Source organism: Pelovirga sp., assembly GCF_059864205.1.
In genome coordinates, this window is the sequence record NZ_JCBCBS010000198.1 from 1 (window position 1) to 11,304 (window position 11,304).

Annotated in this window: 9 protein-coding genes and 1 riboswitch; of the genes, 6 read left to right on the forward strand and 3 right to left on the reverse strand. The window is 55.1% G+C overall.

Going from position 1 to position 11,304, the window contains the following annotated elements; genetic code table 11:
• A partial coding sequence (locus tag AC6F7T_RS12625) for a lipoprotein (RefSeq protein ID WP_500719375.1) occupies positions 1–154 on the reverse strand: 154 nt, incomplete at its 3' end.
• 271 nt (positions 155–425) lie between these two features.
• Entirely contained in the window at positions 426–1,346 is a 921-nt protein-coding gene (gene gluQRS / locus AC6F7T_RS12630) for a tRNA glutamyl-Q(34) synthetase GluQRS (protein ID WP_500719377.1), read from the reverse strand.
• A 280-nt stretch (positions 1,347–1,626) separates the two neighbouring features.
• On the opposite strand from gluQRS, the gene AC6F7T_RS12635 reads away from it, so the two are divergent.
• On the forward strand, positions 1,627–2,061 hold the full coding sequence (locus AC6F7T_RS12635) for an Rrf2 family transcriptional regulator (protein ID WP_500719362.1): 435 nt from the start codon (positions 1,627–1,629) through the stop codon (positions 2,059–2,061).
• A 265-nt stretch (positions 2,062–2,326) separates the two neighbouring features.
• A riboswitch (SAM riboswitch) is annotated at positions 2,327–2,446 on the forward strand.
• Positions 2,447–2,594: 148 nt separating this feature from the next.
• Positions 2,595–3,707, forward strand: coding sequence for a homoserine O-acetyltransferase MetX (gene metX, locus AC6F7T_RS12640; protein ID WP_500719363.1), 1,113 nt, complete (start codon positions 2,595–2,597; stop codon positions 3,705–3,707).
• A 3-nt stretch (positions 3,708–3,710) separates the two neighbouring features.
• Here the strand turns inward: metX and AC6F7T_RS12645 are convergent, their stop codons facing one another.
• Positions 3,711–3,875 carry a hypothetical protein gene (locus tag AC6F7T_RS12645; RefSeq protein WP_500719365.1) on the reverse strand — a complete coding sequence of 55 codons (165 nt, stop codon included), beginning with the start codon at positions 3,873–3,875 and terminating at the stop codon, positions 3,711–3,713.
• A 309-nt stretch (positions 3,876–4,184) separates the two neighbouring features.
• Here AC6F7T_RS12645 and AC6F7T_RS12650 point away from each other — a divergent pair, with 309 nt between their 5' ends.
• From AC6F7T_RS12650 to AC6F7T_RS12665, 4 genes are all read left to right on the forward strand, one after another.
• Positions 4,185–5,000 carry a GPMC system MBL fold metallohydrolase gene (locus tag AC6F7T_RS12650; protein ID WP_500719367.1) on the forward strand — a complete coding sequence of 272 codons (816 nt, stop codon included), beginning with the start codon at positions 4,185–4,187 and terminating at the stop codon, positions 4,998–5,000.
• Entirely contained in the window at positions 4,990–6,765 is a 1,776-nt protein-coding gene (locus AC6F7T_RS12655; RefSeq protein ID WP_500719369.1) for a TIGR04442 family protein, read from the forward strand. The genes AC6F7T_RS12650 and AC6F7T_RS12655 overlap by 11 nt, the downstream gene beginning before the upstream one ends.
• Before the next feature lie 176 nt (positions 6,766–6,941).
• On the forward strand, positions 6,942–9,008 hold the full coding sequence (fusA, locus tag AC6F7T_RS12660) for an elongation factor G (protein WP_500719371.1): 2,067 nt from the start codon (positions 6,942–6,944) through the stop codon (positions 9,006–9,008).
• Between the two features lie 172 nt (positions 9,009–9,180).
• Positions 9,181–11,265, forward strand: a complete 2,085-nt coding sequence (locus AC6F7T_RS12665; protein ID WP_500719373.1) for an ATP-binding protein — start codon at positions 9,181–9,183, stop codon at positions 11,263–11,265.
• The last annotated feature ends 39 nt before the right edge of the window (positions 11,266–11,304 follow it).

An 11,304-nucleotide genomic window follows, 5' to 3' on the forward strand; every position in this document is an offset into this window, starting at 1 on the left:
CGGGATAATTCATCGGTCTGCTGTCGACCAGAATCGGCACCACCCCCAGCACCTGTACGCGCGACTGATATTCACGCTTGGGAATATTGTAGGACCCGCTGCTGCAGGCACCAAGGAACAACAGGGCAACTATTACAAAAAACATTCTTTTCATTTCATTCTCCACTCACGAAATTCTAAACTCCAGTAAATCATGATACTTTCGAAGAACCATCCGGTTAGATGGCTACGCAAAAAGCGCCTAATGCAAGGCGCGCCATTATTGAACAATGAGGCGTACTTACGTACGTCGAAGCAGTGAGGCAATGGCAGCAACGTAGCAGTTGGTGAGTTTTTGCAACGCCATCAGCTGAAACCTTGCCGCAGGATCGTGGACCTTCCCTCACAGCAAAGAATAACCTCATTCTGCCGAAAAACAAAGCCAATCAGAAATGCAGTGGCCGATTTTCCCGCCCGATACAGTCAATGGAAAAGTTCTCAAGCCCCCAGCCCAAAACCTCCTGTGGTGTTGCATCGACCAGTTCCGGCGGCGGGGTCTGACCAAGAAAATCGAGAGCCCGCCACAACTGAACGGCACCATTGACCTGGTTGATCAGGGTATAATCACCGTCACGTTTACTCAGTTTTTGCCCGTCAGCACCCAGCACCAGAGGGTGATGATAATAGGCCGGCGGCTCAGCCCCGAGACAACGATAGAGCCGGATCTGGCGCGGCGTCGAAAACAGCAGGTCAGCGCCGCGAACCACCTGGGTCACCCCGGCATCCATGTCATCGATCACCACTGCCAGCTGGTAGGCAAAAACACCATCGGCGCGATACAGGACAAAATCGCCCACCTCACGCTCCAGATTCTGGCGTTGTTCTCCCTGGATGCCATCAACAAAGTGAATGTCGCGATCCTCAACCCGCAGACGGACTGAGCGTTCACGCCGGTTACCTCGCACCCCTTCGCGGCAGGTCCCCGGATAGATCGGGCCTTCCTCACCGGGATGTGGAGCACTGGCGAGAATCTCACGGCGACTGCAGCCGCAATCAAACACCAATTGCCGATAGCGCAACTCCTCGAGAATGTTTTGATAACGCTCAAACCGCGTGCTTTGGTAAGCGACCGGGCCATCCCACTCAAAACCCAATTCTTCGAGCAACAGCAGCAGCGCAGCGGCGGACCCGGCAACAACCCGTGGCGGGTCGAGATCTTCAATCCGCAGCAACCACTGACCACCGCTTCGGCGAGCCGGCAGATAACTGGCTACCGCAGCCACCAGGGTGCCGAAATGGAGGGGGCCGGTAGGGCTGGGAGCAAATCGACCGATGACAGGCACACGAGAGTGGGTTACAATCACGATAGTAAACTTAATTAGTAAATATTCAGCTCTATCCTTGCGCCGGGTCGGGGTTCCTGTGGCAAGGGTGTTTGTCGCTATGGACGGCGACAACAAGCGGTCATGGATGACGAAAAGGGTCCCTTGACATAGGATTCCCGACCCGGTGCTGAACAGATACCTCAATTATTAAGGTTAAGTTTCTTTACAGCAACAACAGTAATCGGGTAATTATAGCAGTAGTCCCTAGACAAAAAAACAACCATACACAAATCCATGGATCTTTTTTTGGGAGGATCATCGAGTGGTCATTACACGCGCAACGGAATATGCCATCAGAACCATCATCTACCTGGCGCAGCAACCCCGCAACCAGGTGGTTCTGAAAAAGGATATTTGCCGGACCCAGGGCGTATCCCCCGCCTTTTTAACCAAAATCCTGCAACCAATGATCAAAAGCGGCCTGGTCAGTTCCCAGCGTGGCGTCGGCGGCGGATTTTTATTGGCGAAAGATCCGCAACATATCACCCTGCTCGATATTTTTCAAACCCAGGAAGGGGACCTCAAACTCAACCACTGCCTGATCGATTCGGAATTCTGCTCCCGTGATATCTTCTGTGCCGCTCATGAAGTCTGGGAAGAGGCACAACAGGAACTCGCCAACGTCTTATTGCGCTACAGTATCGCTGATATCGTCCGTCGTCAGGAGGAAAAACTCGCAGCGCTTGACAAGCAGTGAATCACCCCCGGGAACCTTTTTGCGACGCCGGCAACAATTGATGCACTCGCAAAAAGCCATAGGATGGCTAAGCAAAAATTTCGTCCTACAAGGCCTGGTGGTTTTTCAGGGGCGCAGGCATACATAGAGTATGTCAAGGTCCTGAAAAAACGCCGTAACGCCGTAGGGCGGACTTTTTGCGACGCCGGCAACGATTGACAAGCGAAGTTACGGTACGCTAGAGTCCTTGAAACAATAAAGCCTTGAAACAATAAAGAGATGCACGTCTTTATCCCGAGTGGTGGAGGGAGTAGGCCCGATGAAACCACGGCAACCGGGTTCGCAGTGAACCAGATGGTGCCAATTCCTGCCCGGCAGACGGCAAGCCCGCCGGGACAGATGGGGACGGCGCCTGACGATACGGATTCCCGCTATCATGAAAGGCCCTCCCATAACTGGAGGGCTTTTTTTGTTGCCGGTTTTACCAATCAGAAACTTGCCGCTTAGCCCTCGGAGTTTGCGGATGGGCACTAACTAACAAAAGGGATGCTTCATTGGAACAGAGCGTCGGCCTGGTAACAACCAAATACGCAGAAATCAACACCGAGTTACGCCTCGAGAGTGGACGTCTGCTCGGCCCCTTGACCATCGCCTATGAAACCTACGGCACCCTGAACCGCGATGCGTCGAATGTCATTCTTGCCGCCCATGCCTGGACCGGTGACGCCCACGCCGCCGGCTATAACACCCCGGAAGATCGCAAACCGGGCTGGTGGGACAATATGATCGGTCCCGGCAAAGTGCTGGATACCGACCGCTATTTTGTCATCTGCAGCAATACCATCGGCTCCTGCAAAGGCTCGACCGGCCCGGCCAGCATCAACCCGCGCAGCGACAAACCTTACCGCCTTAAATTTCCGGTACTGATGGTACGCGACATGGTACGCGCCCAGAAACTGTTCCTCGATCAGCTCGGTGTCAGCAGTATTAAAACCGTCATCGGCGGCTCCATGGGCGCTATGCAGGCGGTCGAATGGGGGATTCACTACCCCGACCTGGTGCGCTCCATTGTCCCCATTGCCGGTACCGGCCGCACCTCCCCGATGGCCATCGCCCTTAACGCCCTGGCGCGGCAGGCCATCTACAACGATCCCCTGTGGAAAAAAGGCAACTACCCCATCGAACACCCCCCCGGCGATGGCCTCGCTCTGGCACGCGCGGTTGGCCATATCTCCTTTTTGTCTGATGCTTCGATGTGGCTGAAGTTTGATCGACGCTTTTCCGTGCGCGACGGGATGTTCGATTTTTTCGGTCAATTCGAGATTGAACGCTATCTTAATTACAACGGCGGCACCTTTGTTGACAAATTTGACACCAACTCGTTTCTCTACCTGGCAAAGGCCCTCGACCTTTACGATATCGCCTGGAACTTTGATTCACTTCATGAGGCATTAAGCCATCTTTGCTGTCCGTCCCTGTGGTTTGCATTCACCTCCGACTGGCTTTACCCCCCGCAACAGACCGAAGAAGTCGTCAACGAATTGCGGCGCCAACACAAACCGGTCGAATACCACTGTATCCCATCCGACTACGGTCACGATTCCTTCCTCGTTGAGCCGGAGAAGTTCATTCCGCTGCTCAAAAATTTCCTTGACCGGATCGACTGATATTCACTTGTCATCAAACAATTCAACCTGCTTAAACCGGACATCTTGCGCTTCAAATGGCCGCTTTTTATAGCGCGGACAAGAGAGCAATAACATCGCTTCCGGCTGTCTGCAGGTGCGGATGCAGCTGCGACACAGCTTATTCATCTCTGCTTCTTCTTTTTTCACCACACCTCCGCAGCAATCACCGGTCACTGTTCACTGTTCACTGTTCACTGTTCACTGGTCACTGTTCACTGTTCACTGGTCACTGTTCACTGTTCACTGTTCACTGTTCACTGGTCACTGGTCACTGGTCACTGTTCACTGGTCACTGGTCACTGGTCACTGGTCACTGGTCACTGGTCACTGGTCACTGGTCACTGGTCACTGGTCATCGCCAATCAGTCCTTGTGCAATACTGAATCAAAGTGCTAGATTAATTGGCCAAATGCCTGACAAATTGCCTTCTTTCTTGATATCAGGGACAAAACACCAATGCCGTCAACGACCCTGACAATTGTCGTACTCGGTTCGGGAACCAGCAGCGGAATACCGGTGGTCGGCTGCCGCTGTGAGGTCTGTCGCTCCCGCGACACCCGCAACCAGCGTACCCGTTGCAGCGCCCTGCTTACCTACGCCGGCCACAATCTGCTCATCGACACCTCTACCGATCTGCGTCAACAGGCCCTGCGCGAAGACATTCGCCACATTGACGCTGTCCTGTATACCCACTACCACGCTGACCACGTGCACGGCATCGATGACCTGCGTGGCTTCAACAGGCCGGGGGCAGAGCCCATTCCCCTGTATGCCGACCCTGCAACCCTGACCGGCCTGCGCAACAACTTCAGCTATATCTTTAATCAGGATCAGCCGCCGGGGTATGTTCCCAGACTCACGCTGCATCCCCTTAACGGGCCGATGACGCTGTTTGGTCTGGAGATTATCCCCATCCCCCTGCAGCACGGTGCGCAGATGACCACCGGCTACCGCTGCGGCCCGGTCGCCTACCTGACCGACTGCAACGCTATCCCCGCTGACTCCCTGGCCCTGCTGGAAAATCTGGAGTTGCTGATTCTGGATGGACTGCGTTTCAGGTCCCACCCGACCCATTTTAACATTCCCGAAGCGGTTGCCATAGCCCAATCGATCGGGGCAAAACAGACCCTGTTGACCCATTTGAGCCATGATGTCGACCACCCCCGTCACGATACCGAATTACCGCAGGGTATCAACCTTGCCTACGACAGCCAGCGCTTTTCCTTTGCCGTACCCCTGAACCACCCATACGAACCCAGCCATGAAAACTGAACTGCGCCTGCACGGATACATCAATTCCCGGGTCGAATATTATGCTACGGCGGTCGGATGCCGGCTCGACCATCACCACTTTTACGCCATTGAAGACCGGAAGGTCCGTTTTTTTTCCCCCGGCAACGAGCTGGTCCTGACCCCTGACCGGATCAGCCGGCGCGGCACAGGGGCAACCCTGTGCGAGTACATGTTTGGCGATGAATTACCCGCTGCCGATCTGACCAGGGACGGGGTGGTTAATCGACTCACCATTCCGGGTGCCGCAATCAATGACAACGGCCGGCTGACATTCACTGATTACAATCAAACCACCCTGGATTACAACGAAGTTTTCCATCAAGGGCACGCTATCCATAATTATTTCTTCTTTCTTCATGGTCTGGACGGCGACAGCGTCAGAGCGCGCCAGGAGACCCTGCTGCGGCTGCTCGGTAAAACCCTCAAGCGCCTGCCGGAGCCCGGACAATGTGAGGACTCCCGGCTGGCCAGCCGAATCCTGGCCCTGTTACCACCCGAATGTTCCCTTTACCTGGTGCGCCTGAGCCACGCGCACAACCGCCACTATCAACAGGAAAACCGCAACCTGTACTACCCACAACGGGACATGGCCGCCATCCGCAGCAAAGCGCTGGACGAACTGGCGGAAAACCTCGACATCCCTCCCCGCCAACGGGAGCGGATCCGTCTCGATGTCATCTATCGCCATCGCGACAACTATCGGATTGCCGACAGCTATCGCAAACTCCTGCTCAGCTGCGCCAATCAGGGGCGCATCTCCAGCGCCCAGCAGCAACAGCTATCCCGCATCAAGACCATGGCCCTGCGCTGCGAGATCCCCGAAATACTGCTGTCGACCCTGGATCGCTGCTCTGCCGGCAGGCTGTATTCAGCTTCACCCGAACCGCATTACCTCAGCACCACTCGCCATTTCCTGAACCAGCTGCCGGCGCGGCAGCCCCTCGACAATGGTCAGATGGCCCAACTTCTTCTCTGCCGCAGTCAGGCCCACGACCGGCACGATAACAGCGTTGACCGCTTAATCGAGGAATACCGCTCAGCAATCAAGGGATCGCACTGCTTTAACTACCTTTACCACCTGCTGGACGACCTTGACACAACAACCACAGCCATTAACCGGATCCTGTTTCTCGACAATCATCTTCCGGGCGAATTCATCATTCTTCAGCTGCTCCACAGGTACCGGCAATTCAACAAGATTGCCGCCGGCCTGTTTGAACAGCTGTTTTTAAACGATCAGAAAAAAAACCGCTATCTGGGGCATTTCGGACGGCTCAAACTGTCCCGGCTGAAGCAGGGGATCAGTGCCGTTGCGGCCGGGAGCATGCGCCCCAAAAAACTCCATGAAGAATTACACTATATCAGTGGCGAAGAACAACAGGTTCGCAGCATCCTGGCTGCTGCCCGTGACTGGCTGAAAGCAAACCCGATCGATATCTTCAGCAATCAGGATCAGGATGTGCTCTACGAAGCACTAAACAACGAGCTCCACAGCACCAGCATGTTCAGCATCCGGCTGAATCAACAGCTGTTCCTGAAAATTATTCACGATTTGCAGATGGAACATCTCTATCTGCAGCAACTCCTGCCGGACATCATTGCCACCGCGAACCAGGCCTTGCGTGAAGACTTTTTCAGCAACAGCGGGCTCGACTATTTCCAGATCGAGGAGATCGAAACGCGCTATGCCAAAGACAACAATGTCGACCCGGAAACCCTGCAACGCCTGCAATGCCATTTTTAAACCGCCAAAGGTGATGGCGTCGCAAAAACTCACCAACTGCCGCGTTGCTGCGTTTATTTCGCTGCTTCGACGTACGTAAGTACGCCTCATTGCTCAACAAACACGCGCCTTGCATTTGGCGCTTTTTGCTTAGCCGGCTAACCGGATACTTTTTGCGAAAGCATCAAAGGTGACGCATGATTCGTCCACAACTTGAACAGATCCGCAATTTCGGTATTATTTCCCATATCGATGCCGGCAAAACAACGGTTTCCGAGCGTATTCTGTTTTATACCGGCGAAATCCATAAGATGGGTGAAGTCCACGATGGCATGGCGGTCATGGACTGGATGGAGCAGGAGCAACAGCGCGGCATCACCATCACCGCGACCGCCACCCGCTGCCAGTGGAACAATTTTACCTTTAACCTGATCGACACCCCCGGCCATATCGATTTCACCATCGAGGTAGAACGCTCCCTGCGCGTCCTTGACGGGGCCGTTGCCGTCTTCAGCGCGGTTGAAGGCGTTCAGCCGCAGAGTGAATCGGTGTGGCGCCAGGCCGACCGCTATCAGGTACCGCGCATCTGCCTGATCAACAAAATGGATCGCATCGGTGCCGACCACGAACAGGTCCTCGCCGCCCTGCAGCACAAACTCCATGCCCGTCCGGTGCTGCTGCAACTGCCCATCGGCAGCGAAGAACATTTTGTCGGCGTGATCGATCTGATCCACCAGCAGGCTATCTATTTTGACAGCGAAACGCAGGGACAGTCCCTGTTAGTCGCACCGATTCCCGAGGAATACCTTAACGCAGCGCAGCAACAGCGTGAACTGCTCCTCGAGGCGGCGGCTGATTTTGATGACACCATCCTCGCCGCTGTCCTCGATGCTGGAGTCGTTGAGCCCCAATGCCTCCTTGCCGCCCTACGCAGCGGGGTACTGCGCTGCGAACTGTTCCCCGTGCTCCTCGGCTCAGCCCTGCGCAACAAGGGGATCCAGCCGCTCCTCGATATGATCTGCGCCCTGCTCCCCTCCCCCCTCGATGCCCCGCCGGCGCCGGCAAAACAGCTGACGAACGGCGCCGAGCTATTGCTGGAAACATCTGCGGACGGCCCGGTCTGTGCCCTGGCGTTCAAAGTACTGGCCGATGAAGGGCGTAAACTCACCTACCTGCGCCTCTATTCCGGTCACATTGCCCCGGGGGACGTGCTGCACAACAGCCGTACCGGCGGCGACGAAAAGATTGCCCGCCTGTTCCGCATGCATGCCCACAAACGTGAACGGATCGCCGAAGCCGCTGCCGGAGATATTGTCACCGCTACCGGTTTAAAGCAGGTGCTGACCGGCGACACCTTGAGTTCGGCGGCCCTGCCTTTACAACTGGCCGGTCTCAGCTTCCCGGAACCGGTGGTTTCCCTGGCGCTTGAACCCAGAACCGTAGCTGACCGCGATAAACTTCCCCCGGCCCTGGAAAAGCTGCAATGGGAGGATCCCACCTTCAAGGTCAAGGAAGACCCGGAAACCGGCCAGCTTCTTCTCACCGGCATGGGTGAACTCCACCTCGAAGTGGTGGTTCAGCGCCTCAAAACCGATTTCGGCGTTGACACCCAGACCGGCCGGCCGCAGGTCGTCTACCGCGAAACCATCCGCTGTGCCTGTCAGCACCACGAGCAGTTTGAGCGCGAGATCGACGGCAAAACCCACTACGGCGAAGTCACCATCCGCCTCAACCCGCAGCCGCGCAAACAAGGGCTCACCATCGACATTCCGGCACCGGTACTTGCCCCCTGGCCGGCGGATATGGCACAACGGATCAACGAGCAGCTGGTACAGGCCTGTCAATCCGGGCCGCTGGCGGGCTACCCCATGACCGATTTGACTCTGACCCTGATCGCCGCCCCTTTTGATAGCCACCGGGTCACCGATCTGGGTATTTCCGCCGCTATTTCGCGTGCTGTTTATCAGGCGCTAAGGGATAGTTCCCCGACCCTGCTGGAGCCGCTCATGGCATTGGAGTTGACCACGCCATCCGACTATACCGGCCGGGTCATGAGCAGTCTCAACCAGAAGCGTGGCCGGATTGAAGGGATCACCTCGCGCCCCGGTCAGGACCTTATCCGCGCCGGCGTACCCTTGCTCGAAATGTTCGGTTACATGACCGAACTGCGCAGCGCCACCAAGGGGCAAGGGAGCTTTACCATGGAGTTTTCCCATTTCGAACCGGCACCGCCGGAGATTCAGAAAAATTTTGGCGGGCACTAATCGTATTGACGGGATATTGGCGAGAAATTAGTGTATTCTACTCCTATCGTGAGCACCGCTTGAGCCGTGACTGATCGTTCCTGCAGACACTGCCGGGCGGTATTGTTTACCCATCAACACCCTAAGCTGGTCGCATGTTCAGCCGACATCTCCGGTAACTGAGCGGGACAAAATGGAAAAATACAATTTACAGAGGCTGGTGCTGATCCCCTTAAGCCTGACTTTTCTGGTACTGATAACCGCCTTTGTCCTGACCAGCTATCATATCAGTCAACTGGACGAAGCAGCCTTTATGGAAGGGCGCTATCACCAGTTCCGCTCGATTTTTAGCGGACTGTCGGCGCGCGACTCAAAGGCCATGCTTTCCGCCGCAGAAATCATTGCCGATCGGGTTCGTTTTCAGGAAGCCGTACGCAATAAAGATATTGACACCCTGAAAAAGCATGCCCATCAGGCCTTTCTCCAATTGCAAAGAACCCTCCAGATCGACCAGCTTTACTTTCGTGACCAACAAGGCAACATTCTCATCAGGGCTTATCGCCCCGACGACATGTCTCCAGGAAAAATAAGAGTTTCCTTGCAGCGGGCCATGGAAACCGGGGTGCCGACATCAGGATTGGAACTGGGAAAAGTGGGTATTCTCGCTCAACGCCTGGTTTATCCCTGGGTCATTGAGGGAGAAACGGTCGGATATATTGAACTGGGAACCGAAATCATGGCGATCATTCGCCAGATCAAGGAAATCAGCAACGTCGACATCATGATTATCATCGACAAGCGTCACCTCGACCAGCAAGACTGGGAAGCCGAATTTAAACCGCACACAAGACAGAAAGACTGGAACCTTTTAGCCAACAGCGTCATTTCCGAATCCACACTGAACTTGCCGGCGAATGATCTCGCCGCTATCTATGAAGCAGCGACCAATGTGCGCAACCAACGGGCCGAAAATATCAACGGGAACCTGTATCGGCTGAGCCGTTTCCCGCTGATTGATGCCGGACAAAACCAGATCGGCAGCCTGCTGATGGTCGTTGACGTTACCGAGCGTATCCATTTATTTCGCACATTTATGCTGCGGATTGTCGGCTTCAGCCTGCTCATCAGCCTGGCTCTGTTTGTCTTCGCCTTCAACATTCTTGGGCGCGCCGGCAGGCAGCTGAACACCAGTACCGATCAGTTGCTCGAACAGAGCCGGCATCTGGAAAGAAGCAATAGTCAACTGACGGAAGAAATCCGTGAACGCGAAAAAGTCCAACAGCAACTGCAGCAATTCAGCGAATACCTTGAAGACCGGGTCATCGAGCGCACCAGCGAACTGGCTAAAAAAAATCGCGAACTCGAGGCCAGTCGCAAGTCGCTGGTAGCCGCCTACCATGAGCTCAAGGAACAGCAGGCAACCATTCTGCACCAGGATAAAATGGCCTGCATCGGTCAGCTGGCAGCGGGCATTGCCCACGACATCAACAACCCCGTCGGCTTTATCAGCCACAATCTGACGATATTTGACCGCTATCTGCAGCGGCTCAACCAGTTCTTTGCCCTGCAACTGGACCTGATCCAGCGCCGTGGCGACAGCGAACTGATCGCTGCCTATCAAAAAGGGCGCCACGACTTCCAGATCGACACCATGCTGACGGAACTACCAAATATGCTGACGGAATGCCGCGACGGTACCACCCGTGTCAGCCAGACCGTTGAAAGCCTGCGCATCTTCTCGCGGCAGGAACGCCCGCTGCACGAATTGACCGACCTGCATCAGTGTATCGACAGCACCCTGGCCATCATCCGCCATGAACTGCGTGGAAAAATCAGGATCGTAAAGAACTATGGTGATCTGCCTCTGCGCTATTGCTACGCCAGCCAGATCAACCAGGTGTTCCTCAATCTGTTGATCAACGCCCTCCAGGCGATCGAAGACAGTGGCACCATCACCATCAACACCTGGACAGAGGATGAATACATCTACATAGCCGTCAACGATACCGGCAGCGGGATCCCCGCGGAAAAAATTAAAAAAATCTTTGAACCCTTCTATACCACCAAAGAAATCGGTGTCGGTACCGGGTTGGGCTTAAGTATTGTTTATGAAATTGTTACCCGTCACCATGGGCGGGTCGATGTGGCCAGCAAGGTCGGTATCGGCACCACCTTCACCCTGATCCTCCCCTTCGATGAACGGAAAACGCCCCGCCTGCCGCAAGGGGATACGCCCGTAAGGCCAAATAACTCAGCGCCAAGGGAGACCAATAGCTGATGGATAAAAACACCCGCCTGCTCTATGTCGACGATGAAG

Excerpts from the sequence above, each read along its gene's own strand:
- AC6F7T_RS12655 (WP_500719369.1), top strand. The coding sequence starts at position 4,990 with ATGAAAACTGAACTGCGCCTGCACGGATACATCAATTCCCGGGTCGAA.
- AC6F7T_RS12665 (WP_500719373.1), top strand. The coding sequence starts at position 9,181 with ATGGAAAAATACAATTTACAGAGGCTGGTGCTGATCCCCTTAAGCCTG.
- fusA (WP_500719371.1), top strand. The coding sequence starts at position 6,942 with ATGATTCGTCCACAACTTGAACAGATCCGCAATTTCGGTATTATTTCC.
- AC6F7T_RS12650 (WP_500719367.1), top strand. The coding sequence starts at position 4,185 with ATGCCGTCAACGACCCTGACAATTGTCGTACTCGGTTCGGGAACCAGC.